Source organism: Neobacillus sp. plas4, from assembly GCF_057221695.1.
On sequence record NZ_CM170152.1, the window covers coordinates 1,658,968 to 1,679,302 of the forward strand.

A 20,335-nucleotide genomic window follows, 5' to 3' on the forward strand; every position below is an offset into this window, starting at 1 on the left:
CCATTCACTTCCTTTATATAAAATACATAAAGTTAGTTTACCTCAAATTCATTTAGATTAACAAAAAAATACCGAGTGCTGTATACACTCGGTACAAATTACGCTAAAGCAATTTTATCCGACTCCTTTGACTTTCCCCAGACAATTTCCTCAACCTCAAATCCTTCAAGTGTTTCTTTTTTCAATAGGCAATCAACTAATAGCTGATATTGTTCATGATGCTTCTTAATAAGGTTTTCAGCTATTTCTAAACCTTTTTCGAACAGTTCCTGCATTTTTGCTTCTTTATCTTGTTTGTTAAAGGTGAGAGTGAAACTACCTTGCAGCATTCCGGTATCCACCATTTGTTCGATCATTTGCTTTGCTTGCTGTACATCTCCACTGACGCCAATGCTATGCTCGCCAAGAAACATTCTTTCGGCTACGCCTCCTGCTACTATCATTGCGACTCTGTCTAGCAAATCACTGGCGGTAGATAAATGAAGCTCTTTAGGGATAGGGGCTACATATCCGAGTGCCTCACCGCGTGGAATAATGGTCGCTTTTCTTACCGAACCTGGCTTTGTTAATGAGGCTATAATCGCATGTCCTGCTTCATGTATGGCCACACGTTGTTTCGTTTCGCTATCTTGTAAAGACCTAGAAGTGCTGCCTAAGATTGTTCTGTCAAGAGCATAATTAAGATCATCTTTCATTAATACATCCTGACCATTTCGAACTGCACGTCTGGTTGCTGTTTCAAATAGAGATTGCAGCTCGGCACCAGAAAATCCTGAAGTACTTTCAGCTAATTCATCTAAAAAAGAATGAACCTCATGACTAAGAGCTTTACCTTTTGTATGAATGTCAATAATCTCTCTCCTGCCTTTCGTATCAGGCAGGGGTACTTGGAAGGTAAAGTCTATTCTTCCTGGTCTTAAAAACGCTTCATCAAGCATATCTTTTCTGTTGGTTGCAGCAATAAACAGGATTCCATCATTAGAATGGCCGCCATCTAACTGAACAAGCAATTCTGTTAACGTTTTTTCGGATTCTTCACCGCCATGAGCCTTTCTTTTGCCTGCTAAGGCGTCTACTTCGTCAATGAAGATAACAGCAGGGCTTTGTTTTCTGGCAGCTTGAAACAAAGAGCGAACCCTGCTTGCCCCAATTCCCACGAATAGTTCATTAAATGCAGAACCGCTGGCTGAAAAGAAGGAGGCATTTAATTCGTGTGCAATCGCTTGAGCTAATAATGTTTTTCCTGTACCTGGGGGACCATATAAAAGGATGCCTTTTGGTGGTTTAATCCCCATTTTAAGTGCTCTCTCAGGTTCCTTAAGGATAGTAAGAGTTTGGAGGATCTCTTCCTTCATTTCTTCGCCAATCCCGCCGACATCTTCTAAACGAATGGACGGGAGAGGCCGTGCCTGAGAAAGGCTGTTTTTCATCGAGTTAGAAAGCCCAAAGCTTCCTTTTGTTTTTTGTAAAACAAAAGCTGCGCCAACAAGGGCGAGTAATACGCCTGCCATGGTCCATTTTCCATAGCGGCTGCTATTCGAAAAGGAATAATGGATATTGTATTTTTCAACAAGTTTGTCAATCATTTGACTATTCGGGGGTACCTGTGATACATATTTTAGACTGTCAATTTCTAATAAAATACGGCCATCAGAGTGCTCAGTCAGTACCACTGGTTTCCCATTTTGGCTTTGTATGGTTTCTTCTACAGAGGAGAAGGGAATATCAATCTTTTCACTTGAAGTTTTGATGACCCAAACAATCCCGGCAATAATCAATATAAACGCTGTTATCAGCGGAATAATCTTTGAGACTAGCTTTTTACTTTGATTCATCATTCGTCATCTCCCTTACTGAATCTTATTCTATTATAAAATGAAAAAACGATAAGGGGATGTGGGAATGGGTGGAAATAAATTTCCATTTAGCTTTCCAAATGCATAAATTAGAAATTGTAGGATTGCAAATTTTACCGTAAGACTATAAGATTAAGGGTACGAGAAAAATTTTTTGATTGTCAAAAGAGAGGATTTTGAAATGGGTAACAATTTTAAAGAAGAAGTATTATCGCGTAGGACTTTTGCGATTATCTCTCACCCGGATGCCGGGAAAACTACACTTACAGAAAAATTATTATTATTTGGCGGCGCAATACGTGACGCTGGAACGGTAAAAGCAAAAAAAACAGGTAAGTTTGCGACAAGTGACTGGATGGAGATTGAAAAACAGAGGGGAATCTCTGTTACATCCAGCGTTATGCAATTTGACTATAATGATTTTCGTGTCAATATTTTGGATACTCCTGGACATCAGGATTTTAGTGAAGATACCTATCGTACTTTAATGGCCGTAGATAGTGCGGTTATGATTATCGACTCAGCCAAAGGGATAGAGGAACAAACATTAAAGCTATTCAAAGTCTGTCGGATGCGCGGTATTCCAATTTTCACTTTTATTAATAAACTTGACCGTCAAGGGAAAGCACCTCTAGATCTCCTAGCTGAACTAGAAGAGGTACTTGGGATTGAGTCCTATCCAATGAACTGGCCAATCGGGATGGGAAAAGAGTTCCTTGGAATATATGACCGGTTTTATAATCGAGTTGAACAGTTTAGAGTAGACGAAAAAGATCGATTTATTCCTTTGAATGCGGATGGAGAAATTGAAGGGAACCATCCTTTAAAGGCTACTGGACTGTATGACCAAACACTTGAAGAGATTATGCTTTTAAACGAAGCAGGGAATGATTTCTCTGCTGAGAAAGTGAAAGAAGGGAAGATTACCCCTGTTTTCTTTGGCAGTGCATTAACTACTTTTGGGGTTCAAACATTCCTAGAGACTTACTTGCAATTTGCTCCACCTCCGATGGCTCGTAATTCTTCGGTTGGAGAAATTAATCCACTTGGTGAGCAGTTTTCAGGTTTTGTCTTTAAAATACAAGCAAACATGAATCCAGCTCATCGTGACAGGATTGCTTTTGTTCGAATTTGTTCAGGGAAATTTGAACGAGGAATGACGGTAAATGTTCCTCGATTAGGGAAACAAATAAAACTCTCTCAGTCCACATCTTTTATGGCTGAGGAAAGAAGTACTGTTGATGAGGCTGTGAGCGGGGATATTATCGGTCTTTATGATACTGGTACTTACCAAATTGGTGATACAATCACATCAGGGAAGGACAATTTCCAATTTGAAAGACTTCCACAATTTACACCTGAACTCTTTGTCAGGGTTTCTGCTAAGAATGTCATGAAACAAAAGTCATTTTATAAAGGAATTCAGCAGCTCGTTCAAGAAGGAGCCATTCAGCTTTATAAAACTGTAAAAACAGATGATTATTTGTTAGGTGCAGTAGGACAGTTACAATTCGAGGTTTTTGAACATCGGATGAAAAATGAATATAATTCTGATGTCTTGATGGAACGGATGGGGTCGAAGATTGGAAGATGGGTTGAGGGTGATGTCTTGGATGAAAATCTTTCGAGCTCTAGAAGTATGCTTGTAAAGGATCGCTTTGGTCAGTATGTGTTTTTGTTTGAAAATGATTTTGCTCTTCGATGGTTCCAAGAAAAAAATCCAGATGTTAAGCTTTATAACCCAATGGACCAACATGATTAATCTATGGGCGGGATTCGGATCCCGCCCTATTTTATATGTATAAAATACTGAAAATTCAGATTAATATCTTGACATTTCTTTTTGTAACAACATAAAATTAGTACAATGCCTAATTAACATTTTTTGGGAGTGGTATGATGGAATATGGGTATTTCTTTACTGGGTTTCCGGGTTTTATCTGTAACCAGCTGATTCGAGAAGTTTTGAAACGGAATGAGTTAAATTGTATTGTTTACGTACTTGTTCTACAAAGCATGATGGATAAAGCGGTGAAGGAACGTCAAGCTATTATTTCAGAATTAGGCCTAAAGGATGAGGCTTTTGTCATTATAGAAGGTGACATCACTCAGCCTTCCCTAATGATAGCTAAAGATAACCTTGAATGGCTAAATGAAAAAGTAACCCATGTATTTCATCTTGCAGCCATTTATGATTTAGCTGTTCCAAGAGATATTGCCTTTACTATTAATGTTACTGGCACGAAAAATGTGAATGGCTTGGTAAAAGGGCTGACACATCTACAACGTTATGTATATTTTAGTACCGCATATGTTGTAGGAAAACGAGAAGGAACTCTATATGAAACAGAACTGATTCGTCCAGGCAGCTTCAAAAATCATTATGAAGAAACAAAATATGAGGCAGAGGTTTTGGTTGATAAACTTAAAGAAGAAATCCCTATTACAATCATCCGGCCAGGAATCGTTAAAGGCCATTCACAGACAGGTGAAACGATTAAATTTGATGGACCATATTTTATGATGAACTTCCTGGAGCGATTGAGATTTCTCCCTCTTCTTCCGAAATTGGGAAAAGGGGAAGCATTTGTAAATTTAGTGCCAATTGACTATATTATCCAGGCAACAACTTATCTGAGCTTTTTAGAAAAAGGTGCTGGCAAGACCTATCATTTGACAGATCCTCATCCTTATCGTGCGGTTGAAATATATAGCTTTTTAATGTTGGAATTAATGAACAAGAAACCAAAGGGGACATTGCCGTTATCAGTTGGGAAATGGTTCCTTTCCATCAAACCATTAAGAAAATATCTAGGGGTAGAAAAAGAGGCATTGGATTATTTTACTTGGCTGGGTCATTTTGATTGTACGCAGGCATTAAATGATTTAAAGGGTTCAGGAATTGAATGTCCGGATTTTAAGGCCGGCTTAAAGCCGATGACATCCTTTTACTTAAAACAAAAGGATAACCCAAAGTATCATATACAAATATTATAATATTATTTTTCCTTTTAAACATGTACTGCAAATAGAATAAATTTTAAAATCGCTTCAAATCTGACCATGATTTGAAGCTTTTTTTTGTTGAACTTTCTTATTGTACCCCCATAACCGAATACTAGCAGGCGTATTTCTTTAGTAAAGATAGCCTTTTTTGGGTCTACTTTTACCAATGCTTTCACCCCCAAAAAAACTCACATTATTATCCGTATGGTATAATTGAATGGGTAAAGAGGTGAGGGCAGTGCTAGGTTTATTGTTTTTAACCAAAAATAAAAAGCGAACTTTAGAAGAATCGGTTCTGTTAATCCAACAGGGGGACCGCTCACTCTTAAATGAAATGATCGATTCTTATAAACCATTTATTGCAAAAAACGTTTCTTCAGTATGTAAACGATATATTTTTGAAACCGATGATGAATTTAGCATTGGTCTTATTGCATTTAATGAAGCTATTGAGAAATATTCACCTGCGCAGGGAAATTCCCTACTCAGGTTTGCTGAAGTAATAATTAAAAGAAGAGTAATAGATTATATTCGAAAACAATCAAAAAACCAGCATGTCAGTATAGATTTAACCTATTCAACACTCGAAGAAGAGTCTGCAGGCATGGTAATTGTAAATGAGCTGTCATTAGAGGATTTTAAGAAAAAATCGGATGAGGAACAAAGGAAAGAAGAAATCATCCAATTTATCCAATTATTATCGTCATTTGACTTAAGCTTTAGTGATTTGATTGAAAATTCTCCCAAGCATATAGATGCAAGGGAAAATGCTATATTAATTGCTAAGGTATTAGTGGAGAAAAAGGAATTAAAGGACTTTTTATTTGAAAAAAAGCGTCTTCCAATTAAACAATTAGAAAAATTAGTAGATGTCAGCAGAAAGACGATTGAACGGAACAGGAAGTATATCATTGCCATTGCACTTATACTTTCTAGCGAATTTGTATACTTAAACGATTATTTAAAGGGGGTGCTAGAGACATGAGGAAAGGAATTGTACTGGAGGTTAATGATCCTTATCTGACTCTATTAACTCCAGAGGGTGAATTCCTGCGTGCCCGCAAAATGGATCAGCACTATTCAATAGGTGAAGAAATCTGTTTTTCCCCAGTTACCGATTATTTGAGCAGCAAAAAAAATAATCCTTTTAAAAACTTTTTTACTTTAAAAAAAGTTTGGATGTCCATTGCGGTATTAGTTATTTGTATTGGTTCAATGATTCCGGTATACCAAAGTAATAAGGCCTACGCATATATGACCATAGATGCCGGTACGAATATTGAAATGGGACTTAATAAAAGAATGCAAGTTGTCGAATTAAAGGGGTTTACGAAAGAGGCAAAACATATCATTTCTCAGATAGAGGATTGGAAGAAAAAAGATGCCTCCGAATTAACTTTGATTATTCTATCAGAGTTAAAGGACGAAGGTTATATTCATAAAACCGAACCTGTAGTAATTTCAACGGTAAAGACGGACCAATTAAAAGAAACAGTGGCAGCAAAACTTCAGGACAATATTGAAAGCATCAAACAAAATGACGATAAAAACCTCGTAGAAGTAAAAATGTATACTTCTACGCAAGAAGAAATTGAGAAAGCCAAAAATTCGGGTAAGTCAGTTGGAATCTATTATCAGACAAAAAATGAATCAGCACAAAAAAATAAATCTGCAAAAAATAAGAAATCAACAAAAACGGAGAAAATAAAACATAAAAGTAATGCTCCTTCAGGAACTTCTACTGAAGCAAAATTGCCGCCAGGGCAAATAAAAAAGCAGGATGAAACAAACAACAATCCAAGTAACACCAACCATAATGAACAAAGTCAAACAATAACAAACGATAACATAGATCAAAGTGTCAACAGCCAAAACGACATTAATAATCCAGTCGTAAATAAGCAAAAAAATGGAAATCAAGGTTCACCTGGTAATCAAAATAAAAAACAAAATAAAGAGCAAGAGAACCCGAATCAATATGAAAAACACAATAAAGAGCAAGTAAACCAGAATCAAAATGGGAACAACAAAAAAATAAATAAACAAGAAAATGAGAATAAACAAAATCATCACAATACTAATAATGGTAAAGAGAATAAAAAATAAGTCCGGCATTTGTGCCGGACTTTTTCCATGTTATTTAGTTAGATTATTGCTGTGGAAATTGGCCCGACATTTGCGCTTGGGCTTGCTTTACTAACCTTTTAGTGATTTCGCCGCCAACAGAACCATTCGCGCGGGATACTGTATCAGAGCCTAAATTAACACCAAACTCTTGTGCAATCTCATATTTAACTTGATCAAGATACTGCTCGATTCCAGGAACTAATAATTTATTGCTGCTGTTAGCCATTGTTTTCAACTCCTTCGTATCTATACAGAGAATTTTTTCTCTGTAATTGTATTATGATTCAAATCAGCTATTTCATAAGTGGTAATGTTTTGCGAATCTGGATGCTAGATAACATTAATCACTGCCCTTACTTACATCAATCGTTGGATGCATAAAGGGATAGGCTTGTGGTTTCTTTTTACTCTCTAGTAATTCGCGATTTTCGCTTGTATTCCAGCCGATATCATTTGTCGGGTGAACCCATTTGTCGCCAGCCATAATGGCAGGGTCTGTATTTTCACTCCAATTCTCTAATGGTGAGTTTTGGGAAGCATATTTACTGTCCCCAATCACAACACCATGTTCATTGGTGAAAGGCGGCTGCATTTTGATTCCTGTTCCCTCAAAACTTGGTGCATTGATTTGGTGGGGCATGGTTTCATTAACACTTAGATTTTCGGGTGTATTTTTATCTTTTTTTGTCATATATCTCACTCCTGTTTTTTCTTATTTTTTGCGGGATGAACAATTTTATTTATGAAAAATAAGGAAGTGATTGAATCCTGGCTTTTGGTGAAACTAACAACGTATCATCAATGAATGGAGGAGATTAGAGTGGCTAAACGAAAAGCTGAATATAATGCAGTAGAAAAGTATTCAAAAACGCCTCATAAAAATGTTCAGGAAAGTGAATTTTCAGCAGAATTTACAGATAATAATAATGCCATTCGGTTTGCAAACCGCAATTCAAAGCTAGGGAAAAAAGGAAGAAGTTAAATGAAAAAAAAGGAAAGTGTGGAAAACACACGCGAGGAATTTAGCATTGAATTTGGTGACGTAAATGGAATAAAGCTATATGAAGTACTTCAGGCAAAACAAAACGAAAAAAAATCATCTAAAAAAGAAAGATAAGCCGGCGTACCACGCCGGCTAGTTTAATTCTCTATAAAAGAAAAGATTAATGTCCCTTTATTTGCTGGGTCAAAATAGGCTAATAAATTTGAAGGATGTTTTATAATTTCTCCTGATGATAAATAAACATCCAGATCAAAGGCAAGATCCTCTACCATCGTATGCTTATATAAATCCTTCTCATCGAGCTCAAGCTCCAAATAGGACTGTCCCAAACGTGATGGGTTTTCAACAATTTGTTTATAAACTTCCGTTCTGCTCTTTTTATTTAAGCTTTGCTCCCACCAAGGCTTTCGGGGCTTGTACTTATGATTAATTAAATAATCGTATTTCATCAGTCCTGTAATAATCTCCAAGTTACTTACCGACCGGGATTCTAGGAAAGCGAACAATCTCAGAAATAAATCCTCTAATTGGTGCCCGATTCTAGACCAGCCTTGCATATCCCAATAGGCTCCGAATTCTTGGAAAAAATCAAAAGGAGAAGGAAACACCTTCGTTACTAAATATTCAATGGTATGGTTCATGCGATGGTCATTCCAATATTTTTCTAACACATCTTCGACTTGTTTGATTCTAAGAATATCATCGAAAGGAAGAATGTTATTTCCCAAAATTTCGTAGGGTGAATGATCCATATAAACATAATCATGGTCTTCTGCTCGAAGTCTTAAACCAGTTCCTCTAAGCATTTTCAAAAAACCCAATTGAAGTTCTTCAGGACGCAATTCAAAAACATCATTAAATGTCTTACGGAAAGAAGAGTAGTCTTCCTCAGGCAAGCCAGCAATTAAATCGAGATGCTGGTCAATTTTTCCGCCGTCTTTTACCATCGTCACGGTTCTGGTTAGTTTTGCGAAATTTTGTTTCCGCATCACTAGCTCATTGGTGTAATCATTTGTGGATTGGACACCAATTTCAAATCGGAATAGTCCTTTCGGTGCCTCATTATTTAAAAATTCTATGACTTCTGGTCTCATGATATCGGCTGTAATTTCAAATTGAAAAACAGTTCCTGGAAGATGCTCATCAATTAAAAAGCGGAACATTTCCATCGCATAGCTTCTGCTTATATTAAATGTTCGGTCAACAAACTTAATGGTCTTTGCACCATTAGCCATTAAATATCTGATATCATCTTTAATTTTTTCTCTATCAAAATAGCGTACCCCCACTTCGATGGATGAGAGACAAAATTGGCAGCTAAACGGACAGCCCCTGCTTGTTTCGATATACGTAACACGCTTACCTAGATGAGTTTTATCTTCGGTAAAACGATAAGGAGATGGGAGTTCCCTTAGGTCAAGTTTATTCATCTGTGGGGTGATTTTTACCTGTCCATTATCACGGTATGCAATTCCGTGAACATTTTTATAGTTTCTTTCTCCGTTTATTTCGGAAAGAAGTTGTTTAAAGGTATATTCTCCTTCCCCCATAACAATAAAATCCACACTCGGTAGTTTTTCCATCCATTCATTTATATCATAGGTTACTTCGGGACCGCCGAAAACAATCTGGATCGAAGGATCGATTTTTTTAATCATGTTGACCACTTTAATGGTTTCTTCAATATTCCAGATATAGCAGCTAAAACCAATGACTGTTGGCTTTTGTTGATAGAGGTCAGAGACAATGTTTATTACCGGATCTTTAATTGTATATTCCTTTAGGTGGATGTTAAATTCCGGGGCTGCATAAGCCTTTAAGTAACGAATCGCTAGGTTCGTGTGTATATATTTAGCATTTAAGGTACAGCAAATAACGTTCATAGTAAAACTCCTTTGACAAATTAAAAACAATAGTATATTATAGCCCATTTTTCATAGAAATGATAATCACAAGATTGTTATAATACAGAAAATAAACTGTTATATAATTAAAATGTATTGCCAAACGCATACAAATTGGCATTTTATTTAAATTTTTGAAATGTGTTACATAATTTTTTTAAGGATGTTTGATTTTTATCACAGCCTAAAAAAATGATATATCCTACAATGAGTAAAGAGAAATTATATTTTATGTATTTTCTGTCTTTTTATTAAGGAAGGGGAGGGACACAATGTCTATTTTACCAAAGAAAAATGAGCTTGGATTCTTTGAAATCCGTCTTGAATCTATAGGGGGTCTTGGAGCTAACTTAGCAGGAAAAATGCTCGCAGAAGCTGGAGTTCTAGGTCTGGGTTTGAACGGATCGAACTTTTCATCATATGGTTCAGAAAAGAAAGGCTCACCAGTAAAAAGCTTTATCCGGTATTGTGATCCAGATGTAGAAATAAGAGATCATAGTCCAATTGAACAACCCCATATCGTTGCGGTTTTTCATGAAGCACTATATAAAACAGTTGATGTAGTCAGCGGATTGAATGCTGATGGAATTGCACTTGTAAATACAGCAAGAGAGTTTGATGATGTTAGAAAAGATTTAAGGTTAGAATATGGAAAACTTGCCCTTGTAGACGCTTTAACCATTGCTGTTGAGGAAAAAACAAAGGTAAACACTGCGATGCTTGGTGCATTATATCGTATTTGTGATTTCCTTGATCCAGAATCAATGAGAAATGTCATTCGAAAAACATTTGAAAAGAAATATCCACATTTAGTAGAACCTAATATTCGTACATTTGATCGCGGATATAATGAAGTTCAATTTAAAACCTATGAAGTCCCGGAAGGAGCAGATGGTAAAAGTTTTACCCGCCCGCTCCCGCAATTAGGATACCTGACTCAGGAAATTGGCGGAGTAATGAACGCGCAGGGAAACAGTATCTTGAAAGATTTAAGCGGCTCAAGACAAGGATTTCTTCCACAGTTACAACAAGATAAATGTATCCACTGTGCTGCTTGTGATAATGTCTGTCCGGATTACTGTTTCGTCTGGGAAGCTGGTAAAGATAAAAAGGGCAGAAAGCAGATGTTCCTAAAAGGAATTGATTATCAATATTGTAAGGGATGTTTAAAATGTGTTGAAGCTTGTCCAACTGATGCTTTAGGTGATCTTCGTGAAATGATTGGATATGCTGAAGCGAACCGCGTAAAACAGAACTTTCCATATCTTGCAGGGGGGATTTCTTAATGGCAATGTTAGAAGATCAAATAACCAAAACGTCTGTTGCTGAACAGCTTTCAACCTTTGAATCAGGGAATGAAATGGCTGCTATGGCAGCAGCACAAATCAATTATCATATAATGGGATATTTCCCAATTACCCCTTCAACTGAGGTTGCGCAATTTTTAGACCAAATGAAAGCCCGCGGTGAACATGATATTAAATTAATCCCAGCGGACGGTGAGCATGGTTCTGCTGGTATTTGCTATGGTGCTGCAGCTACTGGAGCCAGGGTTTTCAACGCAACGAGTGCAAATGGATTATTATATATGATCGAGCAGCTCCCTGTACAAGCAGGAACACGTTTTCCGATGGTCATGAATCTGGTAACACGTGCAGTAAGTGGACCACTAGATATTAGAGGGGATCATTCTGACCTTTACTTTGCATTAAATACGGGCTGGGTAATCCTAACGGCCAGAACACCTCAGGCTGTTTATGATATGAATATTATGGCGCTTAAAATCGCTGAACATTCAAAGGTTCGCTTGCCAGTTATCGTTGCTTATGATGGTTTCTTTACGTCCCATCAAAAGCGTCGAGTAGAATACTTTAGAGATCGAAAGGTAGTTCAGCAGTTTGTTGGCGAATGTCCAACTGATTACCATTTTGCCAGAGATCCGAAAAGACCAGTGACCATAGGTGCACATATGAATGGAGATGATTTGATTAATAATCATTTCCAACAATCTGAAGCTATTTACGCAGCAGGTGAGGTATTCAAAGAGGTTGGTGCTGAATATGCACGAATTTCTGGTCGAGAATATCCGGTTCTTGATCTATACAAAATGGAAGATGCAGAGGTAGCATTATTCTTATTAAACTCAGCTGCTGAATCTGCCAAAGATGTTGTCGATCAATTACGTGTACAAGGTATTAAGGCTGGCATCATTAGTCCAAATATTATTCGTCCTTTCCCTGCCAAGGAAATACGTGAGGCACTGAAAAATGTTAAAGCATTATTAGTAGGTGAACGCGCTGATTCGTATGGCGCAAATGGTCCGAATTTAACGCATGAAGTGAAATCAGCACTTCAAGAAGACCGAAACAATCAAACGATTGTCCTAAGTCGTGTATTTGGACTGGGAGGCAAGGATTTTTATGCTACTGATGCCCATAAATTCTTTGATATGACAATTGATGCTATGGAAAAAGGTTTTGCTGAAAAGCCATTTGATTATTATGGCCATATTCCAGGGGATTCGGAAAAGGTCCTGAAACCGGTAATTACACCACAGCACGGTGATGTGTATAAAACAGGATTAATAGATGTAAAAATGGATGAAGAAACAAATAAGCTAAAGGTGAAAATACCACCTCTTCGTGCACTAACAACAAAACCGAAGCGAATCGCCTCAGGACACGGGGCATGCCCGGGCTGTGGTATATTTGCTGGACTTGAATTGTTCTTTAAAGGAATTGAAGGTGACATCGTCACATTATTCCAAACGGGATGTGCATATGTAACGACTACATCATATCCGCACACATCTCACAAACAAACGATGATTCATAACCTATTCCAAAATGGTGCTGCAACATTATCTGGGACACTAGAGGCATTCCTAGAATTAAAGCGCCGCGGTGAAATAGAAGTATCAGAAGATGCAACGTTTGTGATGATTACTGGAGATGGCGGTATGGACATTGGAATGGGGTCTGCTATTGGTACAGCCCTTCGCGGCCATAAGCTCATCATGCTCGAATATGACAACGAAGGTTATATGAATACAGGTTCTCAGATGTCTTATTCTACACCAATTGGTCATATGACAAGCACATCAGGTGTGGGTAAGGCACAGAAAGGAAAAGGATTCCATCATAAGGATACAGCTCAAATTATGGCGGCAACTAATATTCCTTACGTTTTTACAGGTGCGGAAGCTTTCCCGCAAGACTTAATTAAAAAAGGTGCTAAAGCACAGTGGTACGCACAAAATGTAGGTTCTGTTTATGGAAAAATTTTAATCACATGTCCGTTAAACTGGAAATCTGAAGACCGCTACGGAGCAACCATACTTGAAAAGGCTGTAAACTCCTGTTTCTTCCCGTTATATGAAGTAGAACAAGGCGTTACCAGCATCACCTACGATCCAGAAGATAAAAACAAACGTGTTCCTATTTCGGACTGGCTAAAAAATATGGGGAAAACCAAACATCTTCTAAAAGACGAAAACCAATCAATCTTAGAAGAATTTGAAGCAGAAGTCGAAAAGAGATGGCAGCGTCTAAAAGCAAAACACGAAAATCCATTTTTATAAAAGGGTGATTTTCCTCCAAAAGATTCGTCGATTCAATTTAAAAGATTGCAACAATTCCATTTCCATGATAATCTTTGCTATAATTTTGTTTTTATTATTTTATAGTCAAAGCAGGAGGTTGCTAGATTACTAGCAAGTCCAACTGCTTTTATGGTTAGGATTATAACAAAGATTAGGAGAAGGAAGCTATGTGGTTTATTTTTGCTGTCGCCGCTGCCAGTTGCTTTGGCTTAAGGGGAATTTTATATCATTGGACGTCACAAAGACCGATCGATCGTAATTTACTGCTCTTAGGTGTCTATTTATCTGGTACCCTCATTACGGTGGCTGGGAATATTTTCATCGGACAATCATGGACAACAGAGGCGTTGTTTGGAGTCTTAATGGGGACATTTTCGTTTGTTGCGAATGCTTCAATGTATAAAGGGTATGCTGTCGGAAAGGCCTCCATTGTTGCTTTATTTACTGGACTGCCCCCGTTGGTCGTCATGATTGTTGCCTATTTCCTTTGGGGTGAAGGACTAACGGGCTGGCAATTTATAGCATTTTTCATTGTGTTGGCTGGGTTGCTTCTGGTTAAATATTCACAGGACTTAAAGCTCGATCAATTAAAAGGAATTCAATGGGGAATTTTAACAATGCTCTTCTTCGGATTTACCGACGTATCGGTGAAACAGGCAACTCTTTCCGGGGCATCAACCCTGCCGGTCTTAACTGTTATGTTTACCACTGGCAGTATTCTTTTCGGGATTTCATGGGCAATTGCCAGGAAAAATGCTGCAAAATCATTAGATAAGGAAAAGTCACTTGAAAGGTGGAGCGTAAAAAAAACAATCGTTTGGGGGATGTTCGTAGGAATTACAAATGCAGTTGGTATGATCCTAATTTTCCCTGCATTTCGTGATGGAATTACCGGAATTGTCTCGGCGATTGTGGCGATGAATGTCGCGTTTGTAATTTTATATGCCCGCTTTTATTTGAAGGAAAATTGGACCAAACGTGAAATAACCGGCCTTTCTATGGCTTTTGTAGGAATTCTTATCCTGCGTATCGCATCTTAAAGCGGTTTTTCGGGCCTTAAATGAATAAAAGTAAATTTGTTGAGCCCAGCTAGGTGATCGGTTTCCTTGCTGGGTTTTTTAATAATTTCCCAAGCCATATAACCAACATATTTCTTTTTTTTAGTCAAGTAAAAAGGAATTTATATTATAATGTAGAATATAGGATTAATGATTTTACCTTATTTTGGGGTTCTTGGGGCGGGTGATAGAATCTGGAAAAAATAATGAAACAGAACCAGAACTTAAGAGAAGACGAACAAAAATTCAGAATAATATTTGATAATTCTATTGAAGGACTGATTCTATGGAATGAAGCCAATCAAATTGTGGATATCAATGGTTCAGCAGAAAAAATATTCGGTCTTCCAAAAGATAGGCTGCTCGGTCAGTCATTGCTTGATTTATTTAATCAGGTAGGAGAGAAAAAACAGGAAATAATTAATCATATAGAGCAGGTAACAAAAAACGGTGAACAATATTCAACAATTGTCATCAAATGGAATGACGGGAGATTGAGGCACTTTGATTACTCCACTAAGCGTGGGATTCTAGAGGGACTAAATCTTACAGTTATTATTGATGTTACCGAAAAGGCTGATATGCAGGAACAACTGAGGAAATCAGAGCGGCTGAATATTATTGGTGAACTTGCAGCGGGTATTGCTCATGAAATAAGAAATCCAATGACGGCTTTGAAAGGGTTTATCCAATTACTAGAGCCGAGTATCAGAGCGGAGCATTCGATGTATTACGATGTCATTACATCAGAGTTAGCAAGAATTGATTCTATTATTAATGAGTTTTTAATACTTGCAAAACCACAAGAAATTAGATTCACAGAGAAAGATATTTGTCAAATTATGCGCGAAACCGTTGATTTACTTAGTGCCCAAGCAGTTCTTTATAATGTTCAATTCAGTACTTTTTATGAAGACTTTCTGCCATCCATTTTTTGTGAACCTAATCAACTTAAGAAGGTTTTTATTAATCTAATCAAAAATGCGATTGAAGTAATGCCTAGCGGTGGAACTATTACCATCAAAATAAATCAATTTGATGATCAATTTATACAAATCTCGATCCGAGATACGGGAATAGGAATTCCAAAGGAAAAGTTAAACAAGCTTGGAGAACCATTTTATACGACGAAAGAAACAGGTAATGGACTTGGTTTAATGGTTAGTTATAGAATTATAGAGGAACATAATGGGTATATTCACGTTGAAAGTGAAGAAGGAATAGGAACGATATTTAAGATTGTTTTACCATATAGACATGAATCATAAGTAGAAAAACCACTGACTATTTAATTAGTAGTGGTTTTTTATTGGTTAATAATTGGTTAATAGAAATCTGGTCTTCTATCTTCAAATATTGGAATTTGCTTACGAATATCTTTTACAAGATCTAATTCGATAACAGCTGACAATATTTCTTCTTTTGCTCCGGCTTCTGCAATTACGGCTCCCCATGGGTCTATCAACATGGAATGTCCAGCAAATTCATTATTTGGATCATGACCTGAGCGGTTGCAGGCAATGACGAAACACTGGTTTTCTATTGCTCTTGCAATGAGCAATGACCGCCAGTGCGATAAACGAGGAGAAGGCCATTCAGCAACCACAAATAGTACTTCCGCGCCTTCAGATGTATGTGCACGAATCCATTCTGGAAAGCGAATATCGTAGCAGATGACTCCTGCAAAGTTACGATTATCTAATTGAAATAGTCCTTTTTCATCTCCTGCTTTTAGATACAGGTGTTCATGCATTAATTTGAAAAGATGTAGTTTACTATAAGAGTGAACTAGCTGGCCGTTATTATCGATGATAATAAGAGTATTTTTAACTCCATTATCACTCTGATTTGCGACTGATCCCCCGACAAAGTGTACTTTATATTTCTTTGCAGCATTTTTCAAAAAATCAATCGTCTTGGCTGATCCTTTATCGGCAATGGTATCAAGTCGAGTTAAGTCATAGCCGGTTGTCCACAACTCTGGAAGGACAATAATATCTGGTTTTTCTTTCATCGCTTCTTTAATTAGTTTTTCTGCATTTTGATAGTTCTTATTTGGATCTCCAAAGGCAATATCCATTTGCAGACAAGATATTTTAACTTTCACCAAACTTCACCTCATTTAAAATTTCAGAATTTTTTGCTTTACAAGATGTATTAAAAGTTATATCATTTGTGACTAGAATTCAACAATTATGAGAAATAAATAAAGCAGGTGACATAATGAAACAATTTCCAACATCGCAGAGATTAAATAATCTTCCCAAACAGTTCTTTGCTTCATTGGTTAAAAAGGTAGGAAAATACATTGATCAAGGCTATGATGTCATTAATTTAGGGCAGGGGAATCCAGATCAGGCTACTCCTGAGCATATAGTAAAAAAAATGCAAGAAGCCGCAGCGAACCCAGCGAACCATAAGTATTCTCCCTTTCAGGGACATCGCTATTTAAAGCAGGCAGCTGCTGATTATTATCAAAGTGAATATAATGTGAAAATTGATCCGGAAAAAGAAGTGGCTATTTTGTTTGGCGGTAAGGCTGGATTGGTAGAAATACCGCAATGCTTATTAAATCCAGGAGATACCATTCTTGTTCCTGATCCAGGATATCCAGATTACCTGTCTGGGGTGGAACTGGCACAAGCAGAAATGGTCATAATGCCATTACGGGAACAAAATAACTTTCTTCCAGATTATAATGAAATCCCTGCAGAGTTGATTAAAAAAGCAAAATTAATGTTTCTTAATTATCCTAACAATCCAACTGGTGCTATTGCAACAAAAGAGTTTTTTGAAAAAACCGTCAAACTTGCAAGCCAACATGATATATGTGTTGTCCACGACTTTGCTTATGGTGCATTGGGTTTTGATGGAAATCAGGCGATAAGCTTTCTGCAAACAAAAGGGGCTAAAGAAGTTGGTGTAGAAATTTATACGCTATCAAAAACCTACAATATGGCGGGGTGGCGTGTCGGTTTCGCTGTGGGGAATAGCAGTGTTATTTCTGCTATTGAGCTTTTACAAGATCACCTGTATTGCAGCTTATTCGGAGGAATACAGGAAGCAGCAGCCGAAGCATTAACAGGACCACAAGATTGTGTACGAGAATTAAATAAGCTTTATGAGCGGAGGAGAAATGTTTTGATAACTGGTCTTCGTTCATTAGGCTGGAATGTGACGGCGCCAAAGGGTTCATTTTTTGCCTGGCTAAAAGTTCCTGAAGGGCTGACTTCGACTGAATTTGCTGATATCTTACTAGATAAAGCTCATATTGCAGTCGCGCCAGGAGTAGCCTTTGGCGAGCTTGGAGAAGGCTATGTTCGTGTTGGCTTGCTCACATCAGAAGATCGCCTGAATGAAGTAGTTAGAAGAATAAGTAAGCTAGGAATTTTCAAAAGTTAAGTACTGGCTGCAGCTGCAGTCAGTTTTTCTTTTTTGAAACAATCCGTAGATATGGAGAATGATTGTCGCAAAAACTATAAAAAACATGCAAATTATGTCGAAAAATGCTTATTTTGTCTACTTTTGCGAAAGTGTTTACTTTTATCTGAAATCTTAGATATAATTCATCAGGTAAACAAATTAATTAGCATTTTAGTTTAAAAGAGTAAGGAGTAGGTGGAGAAAATTGTACATGGATGGTAATAACCCTTCTGAGATGCTTGATGCGATAAAAGTAAAACGCGAAATGATGATAAATTGTGCAAACACAAAAGGTTATACAAGTGAGGAAACAATAAAATACAGCCAGGAGCTTGATATTTTAATTAACGAGTATCAAAAAGCCTCCCAGCAATTTTCAGGTTCAAAGGAAGAAGTTAGATTTGCGTTTAAGCAAATGATTATGATATATCCGAAGGTATGCATTTAGTGAAAAAGATTCCATCTTTAAAAAATATCAATCAGGAAGACCATTAATAAGAGACCAATAATAAATGCATACGTAGAAACCCTCTCATTCCCATCCCCGTGGCTTTCTGGGATTAACTCTTTATAAATGATAAACAACATAGCACCTGCTGCAAAAGAAAGACCATATGGGACAAGCCCCTGAACAAATGAAGTTAAATAAAACCCAATGAATGCAGTGACAATTTCAATGGCTCCAGTTAAAGTCGCGAGTACGAAGGCCTTAAATTTGCTGATTTTTTGATTGACTAAAAATAAGGCAACAAGAAGGCCTTCCGGAGCATTTTGAAATCCAATGGCTAACGCGATTAAATTCCCCGTTTCTTCGGTATGTGAAGCATAACTAACCCCCACTGATAAGCCCTCCGGAATATTATGAAGAGTGATTGCTGCAATAAAGAGCAAAGCTTTTTCGTCAAATTGTATCCCTACCTTATTGTGTTCTAGATCAATATGTGGAATTTTTTTTTCAAGGGTTGTTAGTGCCAAAACCCCACAGAACACTCCAATAGCAAGTGATAAAAAACCTCCAAGTTTCATTGCCTCAGGAATAAGCCCAATGGTTGAGGCAGCCATCATAATCCCTGCACTAAAGGCTAAAAGTATATCCATCCACCGGTGTGTAACCGATTGATGAATAAAAAGAATAATTAGGGCACCTGCGCCAGTAGATAAAGCAGAAAGAACACTCCCTACTACTACTTCTACCATATCATCCTCAACCTTTCATCGGTAAAAATAAAATTATCTACACAATTTGACAGAAACTGTGATTTTTATCATTGTTTATATTTGAATATTTTTTATAGTTAAATTAACCCTATTTTTTTATCATAACCACTCACATCACGAAATGCTCCAACTTCATACTTCTAGAATTTACCATAATCCATAAATTTATCTATTTTAAAAAGAAATCTATCAAAGATTGGTACTATGCTTGTGTTGCGATTCATATATCGTAATATGGCATTTTTAATAACCAATGAAGGCAAGCGCTTTCACAACAAACATAGCAAATATGGGGGAGGGTATTTCCTACATGCACATTGTCGTATGTGTCAAACAAGTTCCAGATACAAAAATCATAAAAATCAATCCAAAAACAAACACACTCGACCGCCGCAGCGCACCAGCCATTTTAAATCCTTACGATGCTCATGCTGTTCAAGAGGCTGTAAGCATTAGGGAAAAGACTGGGGGTACAATCTCAGTATTGTCGATGGGACCGCCGCAAGCAACTGCTGTTATTAAAAAAAGTATTGAAATTGGTGCAGACCGAGGATATTTAATCACCGACCGTGCCTTTGCTGGGGCAGATACATTGGCAACCAGTTATGCCTTATTCAAGGCATTAGAAAAAATCAATAAGGAAATTCCTGTTGATATGATTATTTGCGGTAAACATGCCATTGATGGAGACACTGGTCAGGTGGGGCCTGGTATTGCCAGAAGGTTGGACATTCCACCAGTAACCAATGTAATTGAAGTACCTGAGGTCAACTTAGAAGAAAAAACCGTCTTAATCAAAAGAAAATTATCTAGCGGCTATGAATTAATTCAATCAGAATTGCCATGTCTTCTTACCGTTGAAAAAGAAATAAACCAGATTGAATACTCACCAATGCCAAATATGATTAAAGCTGCAAGATATGAACCAATCATTTGGGCTGTTAGTGATCTAGAAAATGTTGACCGTGTGCAGCTCGGTCTTAAAGGTTCACCAACAATAGTTGGAAAAATGTTTACTCCTCCACGTCCTGAAGGCGGAAAGAGAATTGATGGTTCCCCGGATGAGCAGGTTAAACAGCTCATGGATATCTTACTCGAGCAAAAAGACGTTTTAACATTACAGTCATCTAAACAATAAG

The 20,335-nt window shown here is 37.3% G+C and carries 20 protein-coding genes and 1 pseudogene; 14 read left to right on the plus strand and 7 right to left on the minus strand.

The window, feature by feature from the left end; translation table 11 throughout:
• Positions 1-98 precede the first annotated feature (98 nt).
• The gene (locus AC2TFD_RS08325) at positions 99-1,835 is read right to left on the minus strand and encodes an AAA family ATPase (RefSeq protein ID WP_335567535.1); all 1,737 of its coding nucleotides are present in this window, start codon (positions 1,833-1,835) and stop codon (positions 99-101) included.
• Positions 1,836-2,037: 202 nt separating this feature from the next.
• Between AC2TFD_RS08325 and AC2TFD_RS08330 the strand changes: the two genes are divergently transcribed.
• A complete protein-coding gene (locus tag AC2TFD_RS08330) occupies positions 2,038-3,618 on the plus strand; it encodes a peptide chain release factor 3 (RefSeq protein ID WP_484675425.1) in 1,581 nt (526 codons plus the stop codon).
• Positions 3,619-3,755: 137 nt separating this feature from the next.
• On the plus strand, positions 3,756-4,853 hold the full coding sequence (locus tag AC2TFD_RS08335; RefSeq protein WP_484675426.1) for an SDR family oxidoreductase: 1,098 nt from the start codon (positions 3,756-3,758) through the stop codon (positions 4,851-4,853).
• Between the two features lie 14 nt (positions 4,854-4,867).
• On the opposite strand, the gene AC2TFD_RS08340 is transcribed toward AC2TFD_RS08335, so the two are convergent.
• Entirely contained in the window at positions 4,868-5,029 is a 162-nt protein-coding gene (locus AC2TFD_RS08340) for a hypothetical protein (RefSeq protein WP_484675427.1), read from the minus strand.
• Positions 5,030-5,091: 62 nt separating this feature from the next.
• Here AC2TFD_RS08340 and sigI point away from each other — a divergent pair, with 62 nt between their 5' ends.
• From sigI to AC2TFD_RS08355, 3 genes and pseudogenes are all read left to right on the plus strand, one after another.
• On the plus strand, positions 5,092-5,847 hold the full coding sequence (gene sigI, locus AC2TFD_RS08345) for an RNA polymerase sigma factor SigI (RefSeq protein WP_335517921.1): 756 nt from the start codon (positions 5,092-5,094) through the stop codon (positions 5,845-5,847).
• A pseudogene (locus AC2TFD_RS08350) lies at positions 5,844-5,912 on the plus strand (anti-sigma factor domain-containing protein); the annotation flags it as partial. The gene sigI and the pseudogene AC2TFD_RS08350, both read left to right, overlap by 4 nt.
• A 15-nt stretch (positions 5,913-5,927) precedes the next feature.
• A complete protein-coding gene (locus AC2TFD_RS08355) occupies positions 5,928-6,968 on the plus strand; it encodes an anti-sigma-I factor RsgI family protein (protein WP_420489159.1) in 1,041 nt (346 codons plus the stop codon).
• A gap of 43 nt (positions 6,969-7,011) precedes the next feature.
• On the opposite strand, the gene AC2TFD_RS08360 is transcribed toward AC2TFD_RS08355, so the two are convergent.
• Both AC2TFD_RS08360 and AC2TFD_RS08365 read right to left on the minus strand, forming a co-directional pair.
• The gene (locus AC2TFD_RS08360; RefSeq protein WP_335517904.1) at positions 7,012-7,215 is read right to left on the minus strand and encodes an alpha/beta-type small acid-soluble spore protein; all 204 of its coding nucleotides are present in this window, start codon (positions 7,213-7,215) and stop codon (positions 7,012-7,014) included.
• Between the two features lie 114 nt (positions 7,216-7,329).
• Positions 7,330-7,680 (minus strand): DUF3905 domain-containing protein, encoded by a 351-nt coding sequence (locus AC2TFD_RS08365; protein ID WP_335517908.1) that lies wholly within the window; start codon positions 7,678-7,680, stop codon positions 7,330-7,332.
• A 129-nt stretch (positions 7,681-7,809) separates the two neighbouring features.
• Between AC2TFD_RS08365 and AC2TFD_RS08370 the strand changes: the two genes are divergently transcribed.
• Both AC2TFD_RS08370 and AC2TFD_RS08375 read left to right on the plus strand, forming a co-directional pair.
• Positions 7,810-7,971 (plus strand): hypothetical protein, encoded by a 162-nt coding sequence (locus AC2TFD_RS08370; RefSeq protein ID WP_335517910.1) that lies wholly within the window; start codon positions 7,810-7,812, stop codon positions 7,969-7,971.
• Positions 7,972-8,106 carry a hypothetical protein gene (locus AC2TFD_RS08375; RefSeq protein WP_335517914.1) on the plus strand — a complete coding sequence of 45 codons (135 nt, stop codon included), beginning with the start codon at positions 7,972-7,974 and terminating at the stop codon, positions 8,104-8,106. It abuts the gene before it with no gap.
• Positions 8,107-8,129: 23 nt separating this feature from the next.
• Here the strand turns inward: AC2TFD_RS08375 and AC2TFD_RS08380 are convergent, their stop codons facing one another.
• Positions 8,130-9,875: a B12-binding domain-containing radical SAM protein gene (locus AC2TFD_RS08380; protein ID WP_335567531.1), complete on the minus strand. Its 1,746-nt coding sequence runs from the start codon at positions 9,873-9,875 to the stop codon at positions 8,130-8,132.
• 293 nt (positions 9,876-10,168) lie between these two features.
• On the opposite strand from AC2TFD_RS08380, the gene AC2TFD_RS08385 reads away from it, so the two are divergent.
• The 4 genes from AC2TFD_RS08385 to AC2TFD_RS08400 all read left to right on the plus strand — a co-directional run bounded on the left by AC2TFD_RS08385 (position 10,169) and on the right by AC2TFD_RS08400 (position 15,823).
• Positions 10,169-11,182 carry a 2-oxoacid:acceptor oxidoreductase family protein gene (locus AC2TFD_RS08385; RefSeq protein ID WP_335516724.1) on the plus strand — a complete coding sequence of 338 codons (1,014 nt, stop codon included), beginning with the start codon at positions 10,169-10,171 and terminating at the stop codon, positions 11,180-11,182.
• Positions 11,182-13,476 (plus strand): thiamine pyrophosphate-dependent enzyme, encoded by a 2,295-nt coding sequence (locus AC2TFD_RS08390; RefSeq protein ID WP_484675428.1) that lies wholly within the window; start codon positions 11,182-11,184, stop codon positions 13,474-13,476. Before AC2TFD_RS08385 ends, AC2TFD_RS08390 begins: the two co-directional genes overlap by 1 nt.
• 188 nt (positions 13,477-13,664) lie before the next feature.
• Complete coding sequence (locus AC2TFD_RS08395) at positions 13,665-14,537, plus strand: EamA family transporter (RefSeq protein WP_335516729.1); 873 nt, start codon at positions 13,665-13,667, stop codon at positions 14,535-14,537.
• A 224-nt stretch (positions 14,538-14,761) separates the two neighbouring features.
• Positions 14,762-15,823 carry an ATP-binding protein gene (locus AC2TFD_RS08400; protein WP_335516732.1) on the plus strand — a complete coding sequence of 354 codons (1,062 nt, stop codon included), beginning with the start codon at positions 14,762-14,764 and terminating at the stop codon, positions 15,821-15,823.
• Between the two features lie 56 nt (positions 15,824-15,879).
• On the opposite strand, the gene AC2TFD_RS08405 is transcribed toward AC2TFD_RS08400, so the two are convergent.
• Positions 15,880-16,662, minus strand: a complete 783-nt coding sequence (locus tag AC2TFD_RS08405) for a carbon-nitrogen family hydrolase (RefSeq protein WP_335516735.1) — start codon at positions 16,660-16,662, stop codon at positions 15,880-15,882.
• Between the two features lie 116 nt (positions 16,663-16,778).
• Here AC2TFD_RS08405 and AC2TFD_RS08410 point away from each other — a divergent pair, with 116 nt between their 5' ends.
• Both AC2TFD_RS08410 and AC2TFD_RS08415 read left to right on the plus strand, forming a co-directional pair.
• Entirely contained in the window at positions 16,779-17,957 is a 1,179-nt protein-coding gene (locus tag AC2TFD_RS08410; RefSeq protein WP_335516738.1) for a pyridoxal phosphate-dependent aminotransferase, read from the plus strand.
• A 232-nt stretch (positions 17,958-18,189) separates the two neighbouring features.
• Positions 18,190-18,426: an aspartyl-phosphate phosphatase Spo0E family protein gene (locus AC2TFD_RS08415; protein ID WP_335516741.1), complete on the plus strand. Its 237-nt coding sequence runs from the start codon at positions 18,190-18,192 to the stop codon at positions 18,424-18,426.
• A 17-nt stretch (positions 18,427-18,443) separates the two neighbouring features.
• Here AC2TFD_RS08415 and AC2TFD_RS08420 read toward each other — a convergent pair whose 3' ends face one another.
• Positions 18,444-19,175 (minus strand): ZIP family metal transporter, encoded by a 732-nt coding sequence (locus tag AC2TFD_RS08420; protein ID WP_484675429.1) that lies wholly within the window; start codon positions 19,173-19,175, stop codon positions 18,444-18,446.
• Between the two features lie 331 nt (positions 19,176-19,506).
• On the opposite strand from AC2TFD_RS08420, the gene AC2TFD_RS08425 reads away from it, so the two are divergent.
• Positions 19,507-20,334, plus strand: a complete 828-nt coding sequence (locus AC2TFD_RS08425) for an electron transfer flavoprotein subunit beta/FixA family protein (protein WP_484675430.1) — start codon at positions 19,507-19,509, stop codon at positions 20,332-20,334.
• The last annotated feature ends 1 nt before the right edge of the window (position 20,335 follow it).

What these genes read in the sequence shown, in the direction of transcription:
- AC2TFD_RS08325 (WP_335567535.1), bottom strand. Translation starts at nt 1,835, where the DNA reads ATGAATCAAAGTAAAAAGCTAGTCTCAAAGATTATTCCGCTGATAACA.
- AC2TFD_RS08330 (WP_484675425.1), top strand. Translation starts at nt 2,038, where the DNA reads ATGGGTAACAATTTTAAAGAAGAAGTATTATCGCGTAGGACTTTTGCG.
- AC2TFD_RS08335 (WP_484675426.1), top strand. Translation starts at nt 3,756, where the DNA reads ATGGAATATGGGTATTTCTTTACTGGGTTTCCGGGTTTTATCTGTAAC.
- AC2TFD_RS08355 (WP_420489159.1), top strand. Translation starts at nt 5,928, where the DNA reads ATGGATCAGCACTATTCAATAGGTGAAGAAATCTGTTTTTCCCCAGTT.
- AC2TFD_RS08360 (WP_335517904.1), bottom strand. Translation starts at nt 7,215, where the DNA reads ATGGCTAACAGCAGCAATAAATTATTAGTTCCTGGAATCGAGCAGTAT.
- AC2TFD_RS08365 (WP_335517908.1), bottom strand. Translation starts at nt 7,680, where the DNA reads ATGACAAAAAAAGATAAAAATACACCCGAAAATCTAAGTGTTAATGAA.
- AC2TFD_RS08375 (WP_335517914.1), top strand. Translation starts at nt 7,972, where the DNA reads ATGAAAAAAAAGGAAAGTGTGGAAAACACACGCGAGGAATTTAGCATT.
- AC2TFD_RS08380 (WP_335567531.1), bottom strand. Translation starts at nt 9,875, where the DNA reads ATGAACGTTATTTGCTGTACCTTAAATGCTAAATATATACACACGAAC.
- AC2TFD_RS08385 (WP_335516724.1), top strand. Translation starts at nt 10,169, where the DNA reads ATGTCTATTTTACCAAAGAAAAATGAGCTTGGATTCTTTGAAATCCGT.
- AC2TFD_RS08390 (WP_484675428.1), top strand. Translation starts at nt 11,182, where the DNA reads ATGGCAATGTTAGAAGATCAAATAACCAAAACGTCTGTTGCTGAACAG.
- AC2TFD_RS08395 (WP_335516729.1), top strand. Translation starts at nt 13,665, where the DNA reads ATGTGGTTTATTTTTGCTGTCGCCGCTGCCAGTTGCTTTGGCTTAAGG.
- AC2TFD_RS08400 (WP_335516732.1), top strand. Translation starts at nt 14,762, where the DNA reads ATGAAACAGAACCAGAACTTAAGAGAAGACGAACAAAAATTCAGAATA.
- AC2TFD_RS08410 (WP_335516738.1), top strand. Translation starts at nt 16,779, where the DNA reads ATGAAACAATTTCCAACATCGCAGAGATTAAATAATCTTCCCAAACAG.
- AC2TFD_RS08415 (WP_335516741.1), top strand. Translation starts at nt 18,190, where the DNA reads ATGGATGGTAATAACCCTTCTGAGATGCTTGATGCGATAAAAGTAAAA.
- AC2TFD_RS08420 (WP_484675429.1), bottom strand. Translation starts at nt 19,175, where the DNA reads ATGGTAGAAGTAGTAGTAGGGAGTGTTCTTTCTGCTTTATCTACTGGC.
- AC2TFD_RS08425 (WP_484675430.1), top strand. Translation starts at nt 19,507, where the DNA reads ATGCACATTGTCGTATGTGTCAAACAAGTTCCAGATACAAAAATCATA.